The 18,921-nt window shown below is 69.3% G+C and carries 13 protein-coding genes and 1 pseudogene; 9 read left to right on the forward strand and 5 right to left on the reverse strand.

Annotated elements, in window-relative coordinates; translation table 11 throughout:
- Positions 1-614: 614 nt before the first annotated feature.
- From OG710_RS29775 to OG710_RS29800, 5 genes and pseudogenes are all read left to right on the forward strand, one after another.
- The gene (locus OG710_RS29775) at positions 615-887 is read left to right on the forward strand and encodes a hypothetical protein (protein WP_330242380.1); all 273 of its coding nucleotides are present in this window, start codon (positions 615-617) and stop codon (positions 885-887) included.
- A gap of 2,394 nt (positions 888-3,281) precedes the next feature.
- Positions 3,282-3,683, forward strand: coding sequence for a hypothetical protein (locus OG710_RS29780; RefSeq protein WP_330242381.1), 402 nt, complete (start codon positions 3,282-3,284; stop codon positions 3,681-3,683).
- A gap of 163 nt (positions 3,684-3,846) precedes the next feature.
- Positions 3,847-4,140, forward strand: coding sequence for a hypothetical protein (locus OG710_RS29785; protein ID WP_330242382.1), 294 nt, complete (start codon positions 3,847-3,849; stop codon positions 4,138-4,140).
- A gap of 240 nt (positions 4,141-4,380) precedes the next feature.
- Positions 4,381-4,663 (forward strand): annotated as a pseudogene (locus tag OG710_RS29790) (transposase); the annotation flags it as partial.
- 391 nt (positions 4,664-5,054) lie between these two features.
- A complete protein-coding gene (locus OG710_RS29800) occupies positions 5,055-6,428 on the forward strand; it encodes a hypothetical protein (RefSeq protein WP_330242383.1) in 1,374 nt (457 codons plus the stop codon).
- A gap of 75 nt (positions 6,429-6,503) precedes the next feature.
- Here the strand turns inward: OG710_RS29800 and OG710_RS29805 are convergent, their stop codons facing one another.
- From OG710_RS29805 to OG710_RS29820, 3 genes are all read right to left on the reverse strand, one after another.
- Positions 6,504-6,743 (reverse strand): hypothetical protein, encoded by a 240-nt coding sequence (locus OG710_RS29805; RefSeq protein ID WP_330242384.1) that lies wholly within the window; start codon positions 6,741-6,743, stop codon positions 6,504-6,506.
- A gap of 127 nt (positions 6,744-6,870) precedes the next feature.
- Entirely contained in the window at positions 6,871-7,080 is a 210-nt protein-coding gene (locus OG710_RS29810) for a hypothetical protein (protein WP_330242385.1), read from the reverse strand.
- A 340-nt stretch (positions 7,081-7,420) separates the two neighbouring features.
- Positions 7,421-7,858: a VOC family protein gene (locus tag OG710_RS29820; protein ID WP_330242386.1), complete on the reverse strand. Its 438-nt coding sequence runs from the start codon at positions 7,856-7,858 to the stop codon at positions 7,421-7,423.
- Between the two features lie 160 nt (positions 7,859-8,018).
- On the opposite strand from OG710_RS29820, the gene OG710_RS29825 reads away from it, so the two are divergent.
- The gene (locus OG710_RS29825; RefSeq protein ID WP_330242387.1) at positions 8,019-9,107 is read left to right on the forward strand and encodes a hypothetical protein; all 1,089 of its coding nucleotides are present in this window, start codon (positions 8,019-8,021) and stop codon (positions 9,105-9,107) included.
- A 58-nt stretch (positions 9,108-9,165) separates the two neighbouring features.
- Here OG710_RS29825 and OG710_RS29830 read toward each other — a convergent pair whose 3' ends face one another.
- Both OG710_RS29830 and OG710_RS29835 read right to left on the reverse strand, forming a co-directional pair.
- Positions 9,166-10,404, reverse strand: coding sequence for an MFS transporter (locus tag OG710_RS29830; protein WP_330242388.1), 1,239 nt, complete (start codon positions 10,402-10,404; stop codon positions 9,166-9,168).
- 72 nt (positions 10,405-10,476) lie between these two features.
- On the reverse strand, positions 10,477-11,079 hold the full coding sequence (locus tag OG710_RS29835; protein ID WP_330242389.1) for a TetR/AcrR family transcriptional regulator: 603 nt from the start codon (positions 11,077-11,079) through the stop codon (positions 10,477-10,479).
- A 561-nt stretch (positions 11,080-11,640) separates the two neighbouring features.
- On the opposite strand from OG710_RS29835, the gene OG710_RS29840 reads away from it, so the two are divergent.
- The 3 genes from OG710_RS29840 to OG710_RS29850 all read left to right on the forward strand — a co-directional run bounded on the left by OG710_RS29840 (position 11,641) and on the right by OG710_RS29850 (position 18,895).
- On the forward strand, positions 11,641-14,850 hold the full coding sequence (locus OG710_RS29840) for a non-ribosomal peptide synthetase (RefSeq protein ID WP_330242629.1): 3,210 nt from the start codon (positions 11,641-11,643) through the stop codon (positions 14,848-14,850).
- A 41-nt stretch (positions 14,851-14,891) separates the two neighbouring features.
- The gene (locus OG710_RS29845; RefSeq protein WP_330242390.1) at positions 14,892-17,555 is read left to right on the forward strand and encodes a thioesterase domain-containing protein; all 2,664 of its coding nucleotides are present in this window, start codon (positions 14,892-14,894) and stop codon (positions 17,553-17,555) included.
- Between the two features lie 113 nt (positions 17,556-17,668).
- Positions 17,669-18,895 carry a cytochrome P450 gene (locus OG710_RS29850; RefSeq protein WP_330242391.1) on the forward strand — a complete coding sequence of 409 codons (1,227 nt, stop codon included), beginning with the start codon at positions 17,669-17,671 and terminating at the stop codon, positions 18,893-18,895.
- The last annotated feature ends 26 nt before the right edge of the window (positions 18,896-18,921 follow it).

The following is an 18,921-nucleotide window of genomic DNA, read 5'->3' on the forward strand; positions in this document are numbered from 1 at the left end:
AAAAACGCAGAAAGCGTTTCACGATAAATGCAAACAACCAAGACTACAGCCTGAAGGAGTAACAATCACCTTCCGAAGTGTACGAACGAACATGCCGATATCGGCTCTTAAGTTGGGCCTGGCGGCCCAACTCCCGCCTGACGGCGGGAGACTGCCGCGGCTTCATGCCTGACGGCATGAAGGGGGTTGGGCGTGGGCTTGCTCCCTGGCGGGAGCAAGGGGTTGGTAAGGGTTGGGCCTGGCGGCCCAACATTGAGCTGGCGTCAGCTCCGGCCTGGCGGCCGGAGGGTGGTGGTGTGTCATGCCTGACGGCATGACGGGTTGGCGGGCTCCCCCTTCCCTATCGGGAAGGGGTGTTTCTAGGGCGCCTGTCGGCGCCTTGATGTCGTATGGGTTTGTTGAGCAGACATTTGATTTGGTGCCCTCCCCTGGCGGGGAGATGGACCGGGCGTCGCTGGACTCCGGGTGGGAGCTGTGATCCTCGCTCTGTTCATGGGTGGGGCCTAAAAGTAAGTGCTGAGGTTTCCATCGGGCCTGGCTTGAGAACGAACCCAGGGGCCCCTATCCAGATTCCGGCTTATGGCTGGTGATGCCTGTGACAAGGACACTGATCGATGCCGACGTGGTTGATCATCGCGGAGGAGAGTGTCACTACCGATGCGGCCTCACCGCAGCGCCGCATCGAGATCATCCGGACCGTGATCGGTGGCAAGAGCCGGGAGGAAGCGCTCGCAGAGCTGTACAAGGCGGCCAAGAGTCACGTGCCTGACTCTCCAAAGGGAACGTCACGCGTGGTGGGGCGGGACGGCGACGGTTCCTTCTGGGTACTGCCGAAGAACGGTAAGGGCCACGCGTCTTGCCATGTCCGCCTCATCGAACAGGTCTAGGCAGTTTCGTTTGGATCACCGCGCTGACCAGAGGAAGATGCCCGCGATGTGGAGTCCAGCGAGGGTCCCTTCTGGACGATCATCCCGAACAGGAGGCCGGTACCGCCGTCGCACGGTGTGACGGCGCGGATGGCCAGGCGCACGCGGGAGCTGTGAAGGCTAGCCGGAAGGTGCCCGGCAGCCAGGCGTACCAGGCCGGTGGTGTGCAGGGTCAGGCATGGCCGGAGCTGGAGGCGGCCGGCAGAGTCGGCGAGCGCTTGTCCGGTGGTGCGCCATTCGACCATGCCGAAGGTCTTCCCTGCCTCCAGCACGCTCCGAAGGCGCCGGAGGCCTGTTCGAGGCAGGCCAGGCGGCGGAGACCGCGTCATCCTCGACGGGCTGGGGACGGCCGTCGTCAGCGAGTCAGGCGCTGAAGGCCATGAAGCGGCCGCAGTCGGTGCCCCAGCGGCGGTGCGCGTCCGGGGCCTGGGGCAGGCGCAGCAGGCCGGGGGCGTTCCAGGCGGGGGTCAGGCAGATACGCAGGAGGTCGTGCAGTCGTGGGGGGCGCCGGGTCGTGGCGGCGGTGCCGAAGGCCGTGAGGAGGGGGCCGAGTTCGGTGCTGCCGAGGGAGGGGCCGGTGGCTGGACCCGCGGGCCGGCAGCGGGGCTGAGCCGGGATGTCCGGCGTGTCCGGCGAAGATGGTCAGCCACTGGCCGGGGCCGGCCGTCCCAGGTGTGTCGGTGCGGTGGAGGCACTCGCGGGCGGCGGCGAGGAGCTGGAAGGCGTGCGTCCGGCGGTGGCGGGCGGCTTCGGGGGCGGGGGCGGGGGCGGGGAAGCTGCCGGTGCAGATGAGGATGCCGTTTCCTCGGCGACGGCTCCGGCACTCTGGACATCACCCGTCTCAACGGGCGCTCTGCAGTCCTGCGCACCCGTGCCGGAGCCGACAAGCTGCCAGCCGTCACCAGCCACTGCACCCCGCCGCCGAGACCGCGCACGGCATGCTGCGGGCCGAAAAGGACCACCGCCGCTCCGGAGCCCAACGACCCAGCGCAGCCGAACGCGGCACTCACGTCCCAGACACCCCCACGACCTGGCCGGCCACGCCTGAACCCCGCACGCCGGCCGGCAGGCCGCCGCACGGCTCAGCAAGCGCGGGTCCTGCGGCGTGTCGCGGGACCCGCGCCGGGCAAGAGCACCCTCCCAGCTCACAGCATGCCGGTTCACCGGGGCGAAACAGCCAGGTCACTCCCCACGGGCCGCCCCGCACACACCGCCGCAGGGCACGAAGCACCGCCTCGTGGGGAACCTGTGGTCCCAGAGACGGCTGCACCCCGGGGATGCGCACCGAGCGGATGCACATGTCCCGCCCGGCCGGAACCCGCCCGCCCGCGCGACGGGGCCGGGACGCCCGTGCGGCAGCCGCGGCCTCACCCGGCGGCCGCACCTCGGCGGTATCGCCCGCCGCCCCGGCATCCCCCAGGCGGGCGGCCGTCCGGGGGAAACACGAGCCCGTCCTGCCACCCGCTCACCTCGGTACCTGCCTGCAGAGCACGCATGCCAACCGCCTCCCGGACAAGGCGGCAGCCTACGGCGAGAAATCTGACGCGGCTTGCGTTGCCGGCGGCCCGCAGAGCCGGCGGGTTCCAGGGCCTTCCCGTGAGACACCGGTACCCATCCCGCCCGCGGCACACCGGTCCCCGGCAACAGCCGGTACAGACCTGCCGCCGGGCAGCCCGGGAAGGAACCCTTCCCGGGCTGCCCTTCGATGTGCGCCGGCCCGGATCCGCAGGCCACCGGACCGGGACCACCAGAGTATGCGATCGCGCGTACCTCCCTCATGTCGAGGACCGAGGCGATCGACATGACGGACGCTGCCCCTTCTCCCCGCGCAACCCGCCCGACGTCTCCGGGACCGGCAACCAACACGCGGGCGGGGGCGGCGAAGATACCGGCGTTCCCGACCACGAGAAGCACTGGACCGCCCCCGGCCCCGCAGGCGGCAGCGGCAGGTGCGCCCACAAGGCCCGCAGGAGCCCGGGCGTGAGCCGGCCCGGCGTGAACCGAACGGATGCGGCCCAGGCCAGTTCCGGACGCCACACCCCTCACCCGCAGACAAAGCTGAGGGCAAGAACGCGGCGGTAAGCACTCCGACAGCCCCGGCAAGGCCCGTACAGCGGCCGGCGGGAACACACCACGAAGGCCGCGCCGGCAATGACGAAGACTTCCCACAGCCCCGCAGGAACAAGAACCCACCATGCCCCCTCCCCCGACTCCCCCGAATACCACAGACACACCCCACCACCCACAGGAGCCTCCTTCCTGCCCGTCCCGGTACCGAGCAGAAAGTTAAAGCCCACCCGAAAATACACACACCCTCGCTTTACTCACCGCATTCACCGATGCTATCGTCTCCCCATGACCGTCCAGCACTCCGTCCAGCTCGATCCCGCCACCGGCCAGAAGGTCGACCTGCTCGCCCGCGCCTGGAACACCACCCCGGGCGAGGCAGTCAGGCGCCTCGTCGAGCACTTCGAAGACTCCCCCGCCCCGGCCGCCCACTCTGCGCCCGACGTGGCCTCCCCAGCACTGGTGCCGGTCCACGTCTTCTACTCGGGCCACAGGATCTCAGGCACGTACGACCGGGAGAACCGGAGCCTGACCATCGCTGACGGTCCGGCGGCCGGCACCTACAAGACCCCCAGCGGCGCCGCCAGCGCCGTCCTGCATGCCCTCCGGCCCGATGTGCGGCCCAACCGCAACGGCTGGTCCTTCTGGACCGTCGACGAGACCGGCGAGATCCTCCAGTCCATCAGGTGAGCGCTTGAGAATATTGAGCATTCCAAGGAACGTCATGAGGGTGCTCAGCACTCCGTCTCCCCCGCCGCCCGCCCGGCGCCGGACGCCAAAACTCTCGATCACCGCGCCGGCAGGCGTGCACGCCGGCACCTCATGGCGCCGGGAAGGCTGGTGAATTACACCCTTGCGACAACAGCTCCTGGGAGCCGCCGCTGCCCTGCCCACCGCACTCACGGGTGCTCCCTGGTGGGCGATCGCGGCATGCGTGGTACTCGGCGCGCTGGTCGGCCAGTTGCGAGGCCTGCTTCGCGACCGGGCCTCGAGGAAGCTGGATGCATTCTTCATGGCGACGATCAGCGAATTGGCGGATGCCCAGGAGAAGGCCCGGGTCCTCATCGACTACCGGCGAGCGGGCGCACCTGAGCCGGCTGAACCCGGCACAGGTGACGGCCGGCCGGAAGACTCCGCCTCGTCCTGAGACTCCGCTCCCGCGGCCCCGCACACCCGTCCGGTATCAGGGCACGCTCAGCCCGGCACGGGCGCCGCACTGCGCTCGCGCCCCGAGCCGCAGGTCGGCGGCCGAACACATGCGCGCGGACCCAGGTCGTCACCCACCACACCGGCGGCCCCGCCCCCATCAGAGACCCGCACAGCCGGTTGCACCCGCGACGCCCACAAGGCGCCGATTCCTACCGTGTGATCGTTCGCTGATCCGTGCATGGCGGATCTCGTGGAGCAACTGGTGCCTGACAACCTGCCGAGGCTGTCCAGGCGGGTGGTGCCACCGACTGAGGTGACACGTCCGCAGGGCGGTGGCCGGCGCCGGGCCGGTGACCGCAAGGCTCTGGCGGCGATCACCTTCGTGGCAACCCCGGGCTGCACCTGGCGGCAGCTGCCACCAGTGTCTGGCCTGGCCCACGGTCTATCACCGGTTCGCCCAGTGGAGCCGGGACAGAGTCCGGGCGAAGCTCCACCGCGTGATCCTTGATGCCCCCTCTTCCGCCTGACGTGGGCGGAGTCGAGGGCGGCCCGGAACAGGCCGAGCAGGCCGGCGTCGTCCAGGCGGTGTGGGAGCTCCCTCGTGCAGCCGACCCCAGCCACCAGCTCTCGACCACGTCAGGAACCTGCAGTGGGCCGTCTTGCTCTTGGGTGGCTGGTGGCGCGTTGTCGTCGTTGGCGGGCGGATGCCGTTGACCGGGGCTGCGGGGGGCGGTTTGCTCTGCTGTGCGCGGCCACCGGTATCGGCGGGTTCGACCGCGCCCGCATACATCAGGGGAGACGACGGAGGGGACGGCTATGGCCGAAGGATCGTTACGTGGGACGGGCAGGGGCAGAAAGAGGGGGTGGCCGCCCGTCCGGCAGGCGGTGCGGGGCGGTGGAGTCCTGGCCCTCGTGGCGCTGTTGGGCGCCGGTATGGCCCTGCCCGCGGGGGCCGCAGGGCCGGCGGAGGCCGGGCCGGCGGTGGTGCCGGGGCTCACTCAGCGGGTGAGCTACGGGCCGGGCGGCGGGCAGCTCACGGCCCCGTCGCAGGGCGGCGGCGTGAGTGAGAACGGGCGGTTCGTCCTGTTCTTCTCCGGAGCGGACGACCTCGTGCCGGGAGACACCAACGGCATCTCGGACGCCTTCGTCCGGGACACCTGGACCGGACGCGTCCAGCGGGTCTCCCTGGGAGACCACGGCAAGCAGATCACCGTCCCGCTACGCGGGGTGTCGCTCAGCGGCAACGGCCGCTTCGTGGCCTTCGCTTCGGAGGAGCCCGGGCTGGTGGAGGGCGACACGGACGACCGGAGCGACGTGTTCGTCCTCGACCGGGTCACGGGCCGCACGGTGCGGGCGACGGCGGAGGGCGAGGGGGGCGGTTTCGACCCGTCGATCAGCCGCGACGGGCGGTACCTGGCCTTCTCCTCCACCCGCAGGTTGGACCTTCCCGGTGGTGAGCGGGGCCACCAGAACGTCTACGTCCTCGATCGCAGGACCGGCGTCACACGGCTGGCCAGCATCACCCGTGCGGGTGGCGTTCCCCTTCAGCCCTCCCGGTCGCCCAGTATCAGCGCCGATGGGCAGCGCGTCGCCTTCATCTCCCGGACCTTCAGCCTGGCGGCGGACGACGGCGACTTGGGTGACGAGAACCAGGCGCCGGAGGAAACGGGGACTGCGGGGACCGGGCAGGACGGCGGCGCCTCGATCCTCAAGCCGAGGCTCTATCCGATGTACGTCTACGACCTGCGCACCGGCCGTGTCCAGGGCGGCAGCGTGGGACCGGAGCGGCTGCTGGGAACCCCCTCCGGCCAGATCACCCCGGACGGACGGCACGTCGCCTTCATCGGCTGGGAGATCGACAGGCGCCCCGATGCCCCCTCCGGTGGACTGCTCCCGCACCGCTATATCGCCTACGTCCACAACCTGGAGACCGGGAAGACCGTCCAGGTGGCCCGGACCGCCGCCGATGAGGACGGCAACGGCGACGAGACAAGGATCGTCACCAGCGGTGACAGCCGCTGGGTCTACTTCGACTCAACCTCGGATGGTCTCGTTCCCGGCGACACCGACGGCCGACGTGACCTCTTCCGCCGCAATCTGCTGACCGGACGCACCGAGATGCTGTTCGACCTCGGGCAGAACACCACGGATCAGGCCGGCGCCCTCGTCGCCGCCGACGCCCACGGCACCTCCGTGCTCGTCGCGGGCCCGGACGGCGTCTTCGGATACCCAGGGGACGCCAACGGGCACAACGACGTCTTCGTACGCCGCATCCTGCCCTGGTGAACCCCGACCAGCCCTCCGACGTCCAGGGAAGAGCCGTTCTGACCTGGGCATACGCGTTTCCTCGGGGCTGATTCGCTACGAGGTGGCCGCGCAGGGCGGGGTGTACGGCAGCTCGGTCACGTAGCGGCGCCACTGCTCCCGGCCCAGCGCTCCGGAGCTCGCCTCGCAGATGCGGCGGACGGCGGACTCCACATCGAGGTTCCAGAGCGTGCCCACGCCGTCGTCGGTGGTGGCGTCCGGCTTACGGCTGTCCGGCGAGAACGCGATGCGGTTGGAGTAGACGTGGGGGCATGCAAGATTCAGGGGCTTCTTCACGGGTCCGACGTCGTCGGGGCGCGTGACGTTCCGCGGTTGTCCGGGCCGAGCGGCGTGGTGCGCACCGTGGCCTGCAGCCCGGACGGGACATCTCGATCAACTGCGCGGGGGCCTCGCTCGTTGCGCTTCACGGTCCATCACCCGATCGGTGGCCAATTCGAAGAGGCTCGTTGAAGTACACACCCGCCTCCTCCCCCTCCGCCGTACTGACCAGCAGGAAGTCCGTCTCGGGGTCCCGCACCACCGCATAGGGGTCCAGTACCCCGTGCGCGGCACTCATGTCCAACGTCGCCGGCTCACCGTTCTGGAACCGGCTCACGAAGACGTCAAAACTCATGGAGTTCTTTCTAACCTTTGGTTGAGGCGCGGTAAAACGACCACGGTCTTCGCCTGCACGGTCTTCATCGCCTCGGCCAGGATCGGCGTGGCAGCGGCCAGGACGTCGATCACCCCGCGTCTGTACCGGTACGTGGTAGCGACGTCGATGCCGAACCTGCCGGCACGCCACGCGTAGATATCTCCACACTGCAGGTGAGCAAGTACAAGCAGGTCCTGATGGCTGACAGACAGCCGTCGCCACCGGGCAGTGTCGGAGGGTGTCCAAGCCCGATAAGTGTGCGGTCGAGCATCTTCGGCTCCGACGCGGCATCAACACCACGGAGCAGAACGACCATTCGTCATGGCCTGCGGACCGATTCATCCGAGTTTCGTTCCGGTGGGTCGATCGCGACGAGTTCGACCTCGAAGCCGTCGTCGTTCTCCAGGTAGGCGGCGTAGTGCTCTCCGCCGCCGGCGTATGGATGCCGCTCGCGGAACATCAGCTGCCAGCCGTGCTGAGCGGCGTCGGCAGTCAGATTCTCGACCGTGGCGGCGGCGTCCTCGACGTGGAAGGCCAGGTGATTCAGTCCTGGGCGGCAGCGATCGTACCGTTGGGCAGTGAGGGCCGGGGACTGCTCGATGACCAGGTGGGTCGGCCCGAGCCGCCGGCTGCGGCCGCCGTCCCAGCTCTGGTGGGCGGCGTAGCCCGGGGATTCCAGCAGCCAACCGATCGAGGCGAGTGCGGACCCTATCGGTTCGTGCCGTCGGCGGCGTACGGGCCTGCCTTCCGTGTGCACCGCTGTGACCTGGCCCGATGCCGTATCCGAGAGTCTTCGTCGACCCTGGCTGATGAATAATGAGGTGCCCCGACCGCACGCGGTTCGGGGCACCCGGCGGGATGCCCTACGACATGTGGTTCTTCCGGGAAGACCGGATCGTCGTTCGCCGAGGGAATTCATGCGCCTGTCCAGCTACGTCAGAAAACTCTCCATGGGCGCGGCGTCGATCCCGCTCCTCGCCGCGTGCACCGGGGGCCACTGGGCGGAGGAAGCCGCCGAACGGGTCGCGGAGAGGCCACAGCCTTCCTCCTGGACGGACCTGCCCGTGCAGACCGGTGCGCGCGACGTCGTTCACACGGACACCGACGACCGGTCGTACAAGGTCAGGATCACGGTCAAGAGCCTGGTCCGGGGGTCGGAGGAGGACATGCGGGGCGCACGCGTGGACGAGGAACTGAAGGGCACGGTCCCCCACTACCTCACCTTCGAGGTCACCAACACCGGCCCTGAGAAAATCCCCGCCGCCTACATGGTGTACAGCAAACTCTCCCTGAACGGCACCGATTGGACGCACGGGGAGAAGATCTCCCTGAGCGGCGGCCGCCCTGGCGGGGTCGACCTGCCGTGCGCGGACACCGCGCCCAAGACGCTGGCACCTGGCGACTCGTACGAGACCTGCGTGGCCTACGCGCTGCGCAAGGGTGTGGGCGTGCTGTCGCTGACGCACAGCGCCGATGGCTACTTCGACGAGGGCGGGGCGGTCGCCACCTGGTCCGTCAAGGGAGGTCTCGAGGAGGCGTCCGCAGGACTGGCCGAGCCGGGCACCGGCATCCGTGTTCGGTGGGAGGACATCGAGGACGGCGTGCTGGAGTTCCCCGCCGCGCTGGTTTCCGTGCGCCGGGGCCGCCCGGCCGACCTCGCGCGCCTGGACCTCGACCTCAATGAGAACGAGCGACGCGGCGTCCCCTACTACGTATGGGTCACCTACACCAACCCCGGGCCGAAAGACCTCTACGCCGACCAGGCCGGGCAGGTACGACTGGTCACCGAGAGCGGCCGACAGATACCAGGCCAAACGCCCTTCCTCCACGGAACGGAAGAGATCCCCAACTGCCCGACCGACTGGACCACCCAACTGGTTCCACCGGGCGAAAGCGTGACGGAATGCAGCGTTCACCTCGTGACCGGCGACGACAAACCGTTCGCGGTGGGGTTCTCCGAGGCCGACCGGCCGGGGCTGGCGGCCTGGCGCGCCCCCACTCACTGAAGCGACCGGGGCCAGTGTCCTGAGCGCGGCCAAGGCATCGGCACGACGCGGATGACGCTCAGGCGCACTCGGCGGGAACCACCGGGTCGGCGGCGGCCCGGTCTGCGGGGTTCGGGCGGGTGGCGCGGAGCGCGGGCGCGATGGTCAGGAGGGCGAGGGCTGCGAGTGTGATGCCCAGGACGAGGGGGGCGCGGAGCCCGTAGGAGGGGACGAGGGCCGAGCCGATCGCGGAGCCGAGGATGACGCCGAGGGTGATGAAGGACGCGTGGACGGTGTTGACCAGCGGTGACGTACTGCCCGCGCGCTGCACCCGTACGGCCATCGCCGGGTTCATCGTCACCCCGGTCAGACCGATGCCGAGCATGGTGACGAGGGCCAGCGGCGGGATGGCGGTGAACAGGGCAAACCCCGTGAGGAAGACCGCGTTGAGCGCGGTGCCGGCCAGAAGCGTGGGGATGGTCCACCGGTCGGCGAGGCGGGCGACGACCGTGTTGCCGACGAGCGTCGACGCCCCGTAGGCGAGCAGGAGCAGTGGAACGAGGCTGTTCGGGAAGCCGGTGACCTCGGTGAGGATCGGTGTGAAGAAGCTGAACGCCGAGAACGTGGCCCCGATGATCAGCGTGCTGGAGACGAGGGCCAGGACGAACCGGGGGCGGCGCAGCACGGTGAGTTCCTCCCGTACCGATGTGCGCGGCTCTTCCCGCGCGTCCGAAGCGGGGGGAATCCGCACGAACTTGACGGTCAGGGCGGCGGCGAGGACGGTGAGGGCGGAGATGGCCCAGAACGCGGCGCGCCAGCCGAATCGGTCGCCGGTGAAGGTCGCGATCGGCAGGCCGAGCAGGGTGCCGAGCATCAGCCCGTTCATCGCGACCCCGCTGGCGCGGCCCCGCATGTCCTCGTCGACGAGCCGGGCGCTCAGCGAGATGCCGATGCCGAAGAACGCCTGGGCGGCGACGCCGCTGATCACCCGGGCGCCCACCATGACCGGGTAGGAGAAGGACAGGGCGGCGAGGATGTTGCCCGCGAGGAAGATCCCGAAGATCGTCAGCAGTGCGGTCCTCGGCGGTACGCGCAGCAGAAGCACCGTCAGGGCCGGGCCGCCGACCGTCATCGCCACGGCGAAGACCGTGACGAGATAGCCGATCTGCTCGATTCCGACGCCGAGGCCCGCGGCCAGCTGGGGCATCAGCCCGGCGACGGCGAATTCGCTGGTGGTCATCGCGAAGATGCCCGCGGCGATGACGTGGACGGCCGCGGGAACGGTCCGGGGCGGGGCCGTGGTGGTGGACGAAGGCATGACATCTCTTTCTGTGATTTGGAATCCAAAATAAGGGCACAAGACAGCGCCCGGCCGGGGACCGGGCGCCGGTCAGCCCAGGAGCGCGCTCAGTCCCGCCAGTGCGATCCGCCGCAGCTTCTCGGGCTCCATCCCGGACTGGGCGGTGACGCGCAGCCCCGAGACGACCGTATGGACGAGCGCGGCGCCCTCCTCGGGGGTGATGCCGTCGGGGATGGAGCCGTCGGCCCGGCCCGCGCGCACGGCTCCCGCCAGCAGGGCGGTCCGGGCTCGCAGGTCGCGGTCCAGGATGTCGGCGACCCGGGCGTCGCGCTTGCGCAGATCCGGGCTCATGAAGCTCTGGACGACCATGCAGCCGGCCGCGTGGCCGCGCCGTGCGGCGGACTCCTCCTCGCCGATCACGATGTCGATCAGTGCGCGCAGCCGGTCCGCGCCGCTGAGCGCGCCGTCCTCGAGGATGCCCGTCTGGCGTTCGCGGATCGCCTCGACGTAGCGCTCCAGGGCGCGCACGAACAGTTCGTCCTTCGAGACGAACGCGTTGTACAGGCTGCTGCGCCGTACGCCGGCCGCCTCGCAGAGCCGCTCGGTGGAGGTTCCGGCGAAGCCGTGCACCCGGAACTCGCCGGCGGCGGCGTCCAGTACCGCGGTCTCGTCGAACATGCGTGGTCGTCCCATGGCGGTCACGCTACCAGGTTGTGTATTCGGCAGTACAAAACTGGTGGGCCGTGCGGCGCCCGAGGCGGGGGCTTCGGCGGGTGACGGCGGGAGGGCCCCCGGGGGCGGGGGCGGCGGGGGCGTTGCATGAGGCTGCAGGTGCGGTGCAAGCGGATGGCCGGAATCCGACGTGCGCGGAGGGGCGGCGCTGGCTCCATCAGGGGGAACCCGGCACGCATGCGTTGAAAGCGGAATGCTTCTTTAACATTGAATGATCATGAATCCGCGAATCTTTAGTTGAAGGTGCCAACTAACCGAGTTTTGACCTTTGCATCTCAAAATAAATGTTTAAGCGTCCGCCATGCCGTGTCGGATGCGGGGCTCTTGACCTCCTGCATTCCTTGCGGCAGGGTGTCCCCGGACCGGGACGCTCTTTGGAGTTGTGCACTCCACTCCCCCGCGCCCGTACCACTGAAATGCCTGCAGAACTGCTGCTTTTGACCACCACGTGACGTCAAGGGAGCTTTGGTGAGTTCAGTGCACGACGAAACCGCGATGAGTAAGAAGCAGTCGCTCGCAGGCATGCTGGCGCGGGCACGTGCACGCGCCCGAATCACCGAGGGACCCCGGCCGCGTCAGGACCGGAACAATGTCCCGCTCTCCCATTCGCAGAATACCCTCTGGTTCATCGACCGGTTACGGACCGGAATGTCGACCTACAACGTCGCATTCCTGTTCCGCCTGGAGGGCGAACTCGACACCGAGGCCCTCACCGAGGCGCTCGCCAGTATCGTCATGCGGCACGAGGCACTGCGGACCTACGTGCTCGTGGAGAACGACGAGTATTTCCAGGGCATCGTCGATTCCCCGGAGGTCGTCGTCGGGAGAACGACTGCGGAATCCGAGAGCGAAGCCGTCCGGATCATGGACGAACTCGCCGGCACCGCGCTCGACCTGACCGAGTTTCCGCTCTGGCGGGCCAGTCTGGTGACCGTCGGCGAGGACCTCCACTACTTCGGCTTCCTCGTCCACCACATCATCTTCGACGGCGTGTCGACGTCGGTCTTCTTCGATGAACTCGAGCGCGAGTACAACGCGCGGCGGATCGGTGCCCAGCCCGAGATCGAGCCCCCCACCGTGCAGTTCGCCGACTTCAGCGTGTGGCAGCGCAAGCGTATGGCCGCCGGTGCCTGGCAGGAGAGCGTGGACTACTGGGCCGGCGCACTCCGAGACGTTGATGTCATGGACATACCAGGTGACCGGCCGCTTCCGCCCGAGACGACGTACTCCGGTTCCGCGGAGGTGAGCACCTGGCAGGGCCTGGCCGCGCAGGTGAACGATCTCGCCTCGTCCCTGTCGACGACGCCGATCACGGTCTACGCCACGGCCATGGAATGCCTCTACAGCAGATACTCAGGAGCCGAGGACGTCATCTTCGGAATGCCGACGGCCAATCGCACCGAATCCGAATGCGAGAGAACCATCGGCTTCTTCATCAACATGCTTCCGCTGCGTTGCCGGATCGATCCCGATGCGACGTTCCGGGAATGCCTGTCGGATGTACAGCGACGTTTCCGCGAGGCACAGGCCCACGGTCAACTGCCGCTCGAAGAGATCATAGCCGGGGCCGGTGTCAAGCGTGAATCGTCGCGCTCCACCCTTTTCCAGTACACGCTGACGATGAATGAATGGGCGGAACCGCTCCGACTCGACGGCGTTGTCGCCACCGAGAAGGAGCCCGACACCACGCACGCGAAGTTCTTCCAGTCCTGGACCGTCACGCAGCACGGTACGGACCTGGAGATCCACACCGCGTACAACACCGACATCTTCGACGCGGCAACGATCGCGACCATGCAGCGCGTATTCGTCGGAATACTGCGCAGGGCCGTTTCCCTTCCGGATATCAGTATCAAGAAGTCATGGGCCCACGACGAGGAATCCCGGGCGGTGCAGGCGGTTCTCGGAAAGGGCCGTGTGACGCCGACGCCCACCGGAAACGTCTTCACGCATTTCTGTGCCGTCGCGGACGAGCACGCCGAGCGCCCGGCCGTGAGCACCCCCGGCACGACGGTGACCTACGGCGCCCTGCGGCGCCGGGCGGACGCGCTGCGTGTCCACTTCGCCTCGCTCGGCATCGGCGCCGGCGACCGGGTGGGCGTCGCGCTCGAACCGTCCCCCGACTTCCCGGCGACCGTCCTCGCGCTGATGGCGCTGGGGGCCGTGTACGTCCCGATCGACGCGATGAACCCGCCGGGCCGCGTCGCATCGATCATCGGGAACGCCGAGCTGCGGAGCGTGGTCTGCGACGCGACGACGGCCGGCGTCGCCGCCGGGCTGGAGTTCCCGCTGCCCGCGGATCTTCCGGACGCGGTGCCCGCGCCGCCGGTGGCCCCCGGCGAGGACGCCGTCGCCTATCTGATGCACACCTCGGGAAGCACCGGCACCCCCAAGGGCGTGCTCATCAGCCACGACAACATCCTGGGGTTCATCCGCAACGTCCGCACGCTCTTCGAACTCACCCCGGAAGACCGCTTCCTCGGCTACGCCTCGTGCGGGTTCGACGTGTCGGTCTTCGAGATGTTCGGCGCCCTGCTGACGGGCGCGTCGCTCCACTTCGTACCGTCCGCGACCCGCCTCGACATGGCGGGCGTCCAGCGGTTCCTCCAGGAGCACCGGGTGACGGTGACCGACCTGCCGCCTTCGGTCATGAAGCTGCTCGACCCCGCTCCGCTCACCGACCTGCGCATCGTGTTCGTGGGCGGCGAGGCCTTCTCGCACGAGCTCGTACGGGCCTGGGGCAAGGGCCGCCGCATCTTCAACGGCTACGGCGTCACCGAGTGCACCGTCACCAGCATCGTCGAGGAGCTGACGGAGCCGTTCTCGTCCGCCGCCCTGCCCATGGGCGGACCGATGGACAACCACGTCGCCTACGTGCTCGACGACCAGAACCTGCCCGTGCCCCAGGGCGTCATCGGACAGCTGGCCATCGGCGGGGTCGGGCTGGCCGCGGGGTACTGGAACCGCGACGAGGACAACCGGCGGCGGTTCATCCCCGACCCGGTGGGTGACGATCCCTCGGCACGCGTCTACCTGACCGGTGACCTGGCACGGCACAACGGGGACGGCCGGCTGGTGTACGTCGGGCGGGCCGACAAGCAGGTCAAGATCAACGGGGTGCGCATCGAGATCGGCGAGATCGAGGCCGTCCTCCGCGCCGCCCGCGGGGTGCGCAACGTGTACGTACGGGTCCAGCAGCACGAGGACCACAAGCGCGTCGTCGCCTACTGCGCGACCGGCGGGGCGTCCGGCGTCTCCGAACCGGCGCTGCGCGAGCACTGCCGCAGGCATCTGGTGTCCACGATGGTGCCGAGCCGCTTCGTGCTCCTGGACGAGCTCCCCATCAACGGGAGCGGCAAGATCGACGAACGCGCGCTGCCGGGCGTCGGCGAGGCGGCCGCCGAACCGGGGCCCGCGGACCGGCTCACCGACGTCGAGAGCAAGATGATGACCCAGGCCTTCGGGGTGATCCTCGGCAGGACCGACTTCGCGAAGAACGTCAGCTTCTTCGACCTGGGCGGCACCAGCCTCCAGGCCGCGCAGCTGGTCTCCAAGATCAAGAAGATCTTCGCCACCGACATCTCCCTGGCCGCCTTCTTCGCGGACTCCAGCGTGCAGAGCCTCGCCCTGGAGGTCGAACGCTCCCGGCTGGCCGGGCTGTCCCCCGAGGAACTCCAGCAGGCCATCGAGCAGATGAGTGAAGAGGACGTCACCCGGCTGCTGTCCGAGTGAGTACTGACGACATGGACCGCGACGGCAGCAGGGAACGTGTGATGCAACGTGAAGGCGAGCGCCTGAACGCCTATCTCCGTACGAGGTCGGCGACGGCGGGATCATCCTCTCTCATCGAACTCAGCCGCTCGGCGCCCTCCGGCCGGGTGCTCCTGTTCGCCCACCCGGTGGGCGGCAGTCTGCTGGCCTACCAGCCGCTGGTGCGCAGACTCGGCGACCACCGGTGCCTCGGCGTCGAGGCGTCGCGGCGCATGCTCGCCGACGGCGGTCCCGCCGAGTCGGTGCAGGAACTGGCCCGGCGCTATGTCGAGAGCTTCGGCGACGACTGCCCCGAGATCGACGTGGTGTGCGGCTGGTCCTTCGGCGGGGCGCTCACCTGGGAGATCGCCTGTCTGCTCGCGGCGCGCGGGCACCGCCCGAAGGTGGTGCTCCTGGACTCCACCTGGGCAGACGGGGAGGTCCCCGAGTGGACGCGCAGGGAGGCGGTCCGGGGCTTCCTGCACGACGCGCTGCGGCTCAGCGGGCGCGACGACGAGGTCACGGCGGAGTCGGGCGACGAGGCCGCCGCGGTGCTGGACATGGACCCGGACACGTTCGCCGAGCGGCTGGAGATCTTCGCGCACAACCGCCGGCTGGTCTGCCGGTGGCGGCCCACCCCCGGGGACCTCGACGTCGTCTGCGTACGGGCCGCGGAATCCCTCACCTCCGACTGGCGCACCGCGACCACCGGCGACGTCCGCCTCCACGATCTGCCCGGCGACCACTACGGTCTGCTCGGTCACGCCGGCAACGTCGCCGCGATCGAACAGATCATCAGGGACGACCGTGCCGTGCCCGCCCCGGCGGAGCCCGGACGGTCCGCGGAGCCCGGACACCTCGCGGAGGCCGGGGAGCACGACGCGGCGGATCTACACGCGTCATTGGCGAAACTCGTGGACTCCCCGCACTGGCGTGACCTCGTGATCCGCGCTCGCAGGATGCATCCCGACGCCATCGCCGAGGCGTACCGGGAGCTCGGCGGGCGCGGGCTGCTCACTCCCGACTGGCCGCGGGAGTACGGCGGCGGGGGCCTGCCGACGCGGGTCGCCATCCAGCTGTTCGAGGGCTTCTGCGCGACCGGGCTGCCGGACCTCGTCTACGCGCTCACCGTCCAGATCGTCGGCAACTTCGTCCTCAAGTCCGGCTCGGAGCGGCTGAAGCGCGAACTGCTCCCCCGGATCGGCCGGGGCGAGGAGTTCTCCACCGTCCTCTACAGCGAACCGCGCGCCGGCAGCGATCTCGCCGCGCTCCGCACCAGGGCGGAGCGGCGCGGTGACCGTTACGTCCTGAACGGCGTCAAGGTGTTCAGCATCTACAGCGATCTCGCGGGCTCCGCCCTGGTGGCCGCGCGCACCGGGCAGGGCGGGAACAAGTACGACGGCATCACGCTCTTCGTCATCGATCTGGCGGCCGAGGGTGTGAGTGTCGAGCTCGTCGAGACGGTGCAGCGCGAACGGATGTGCCGGGTACGGCTCCGGGACGTCGAGGCCGAGAGCTGGCGCCGGGTCGGCGAGGAGGGCCGCGGCTGGGCCCTGCTGGACGGGGCCCTGGCCATCGAGCGCACCGGCATCGACCACGTCGTACGAGCGGCCCGATGGCTGAACGCGCTGCGTGAGACGGCCGGGCTCCGCCGGGAGCTCGAACGCGTCGAGGGCCGGGTCGAGTGCGCCACCACGCTGGCCCGCGCGGCCACCGAGGTCTTCCTGCGGGCCGACGTCCGGGCGATCGACACCGCCGTCGCCAAGCTGTACACCAGCGAGACGTGCCAGCAGGTCGGGCACGAGGTGCTGCGCCGCTGGAGCACGCTCGGCGCGATGCCCGGCGTCGACGAGCTGGTCCACGAGGAGCTGTTCTCGGCGCTGACCGAGTCGCCGGGCCTCACCCTGTCCGCCGGTACCTCGGAGATGATGCTCTCCACCATCTCGGCGGACCTCAAGGAGGAGTGCTCCGAGCGCTGTCTCGGCATCCTGCACCGCTTCGGCGGCGAGCTGGCCGACACCGTCCTGGAGGTCCTGGAGCCGGTGGGCGCCGCCGTGCGGGTGGAGCCCCTGTTCGCCGCCTCACCGGCCCGGCGCGCGGCGCTGGCGGAAACCCTGTCCGACCTCGGCTTCGACGGGATCGAGCGGCCCGAGGCCGAAGGCGGCCTGGGCCTCGGCCTCACGCTGGGCTGTGCGATCAGCCTGAGCACGGGCTACCTCGGGTACGAGAACGCCTATCAGCCGTGCCGCCTCCGAGGCCCGGGCGGCCCGTCCCACGACGGCTGCGCGGAACCGGCGTGCCGGCTGCGGCACGCGGCCTATGTGCTCGGGCTCGGCATCGGGCTGTTCCGGTGCGCCTGGGAACACGCCTGCGCCCGTGAGCAGTTCGGCCGGACCCTGGTGGACGTCGACGCCCTGATGTTCCCGCTGATCCGCGGCTACGCCGAGCTGAACGCCCTGAGCGTGCGGCTCCGGGAGATCACGGACGACGTGGCGGACGTGGACGAGGCGGCCGTGCGGCGCTTCGAACTCGTGGAGCAGGACGCCATGGTGCGCGTCGTCCGCGGCGCGATGCAGGTGCTGGGCGCCCAGGGCATCACCGAATGGTCGGTCGCCTCGCGTTTCTACATGAAATGCGCGGAGAACATCGGCCTGCTCGACCGCGAGGACACGGTGGCGGACGGATAACCCGGACCGGACCGGAGTTTCGGCAGCCGTGCGCCGCCGATACCCCCCGGCCCCACCGAATCGTACGAATGTTGTTCGAGTGTCGTGCATTTCCCTGCGAAGGAAGTCTTTCGATGCGCATTTCTCTCAAGGGTCCTGAACCCTCGGACATGAGGGGGTCGGACCTCTACGAGGAGTCGCAGTACGCGACACGGAACATGCATTCCGTGTGGCGGGAGCTGCGCAAGAGCGACGGGCTCCGGCCGCAGCTGACCACCGACGGCCAGGAATTCCTCGCGGCCCTGCGCTACGCCGACGTACGCGAGGTCCTGGGCGACCACAAGGCGTTCTCCTCGGCGTACAGCACCATGCTCACGGTCCGCGGGGACGGGGACGCGGCGGCCGGCGCGGCCATCCACCTCACGGACCCGCCGCTGCACTCGGGCATCAAGCAGCACTTCGCCCCGCTGATGACGGCGCAGGCGACGCAGCGCCTCCGGCAGGGGATCACGGACCGCATGGCCGAGCTGTTCGAGACGGTCCGCGGCCGGGAGACGTTCGACTTCTGCGAGGCCATGATCACCCTGCCGATGACGATCACCGGGCGGCTGATGGGCATCCCCCGGCAGGAGTGGGCCGTCACCGGCCGGGCCACGGTGCGGGCGATGGGCGGAGTGGCCGCGGACCGCTCCGAGTACCAGCGCCGGTTCGACCTCTTCGAGGCGCACACGACCATCATGTCCGTGCTCGGGGGCGTCCTGGAGGGCTCCCCGCCCGCCGACTCGGTGAGCGGCCGCTGCCCGGCCGCGGCCCGGGTGGTGGCGGACACGGGCCGGGACGTGCCGCTGCTGAACGCGTACGCCTTCCTCATGGGCGCCAATCCGACCGTGCCCCAGACGATCAACCAGACGCTGATCCTGCTGGCCGGCGACGACGAGCTCTGGTCCTGGTTCGCCCGCCAGGAGGAGACCGACCAGCGGTTCGTCGACGAGGCGCTCCGCTGGGCGAGCCCGGTCAACCACGTGCTGCGGCGGGCGACCGCGGACACCGTGGTCGCCGGGACCGACGTACCGGAGGGCGGTCTGGTCTCCGCCTGGATCGGCTCGGCCAACAGGGACGAGGAGGTGTTCGCGGACCCGTTCCGTTTCATTCCGGACCGGTCCCCGAACCGTCATCTGGCATTCGGGCTCGGCGTCCACCGGTGCATCGGACAGCATGTCGCCGCACTCGGCATGAAGATATTCTTCGATCTCTGGCGGAAGAACGTGCGATCCGTGTCTCTCGACGGCGATCCCCAGCATCTCATTTCGAACTTCCTGAACGGCGTAACCTGTCTGCCGCTGGCAGTGACCTGGAAGTAACCGACCCCGGTGAAAAGGTCGACGAT

It is taken from the genome of Streptomyces sp. NBC_00525 (genome assembly GCF_036346595.1).
Taxonomy (GTDB): domain Bacteria; phylum Actinomycetota; class Actinomycetes; order Streptomycetales; family Streptomycetaceae; genus Streptomyces.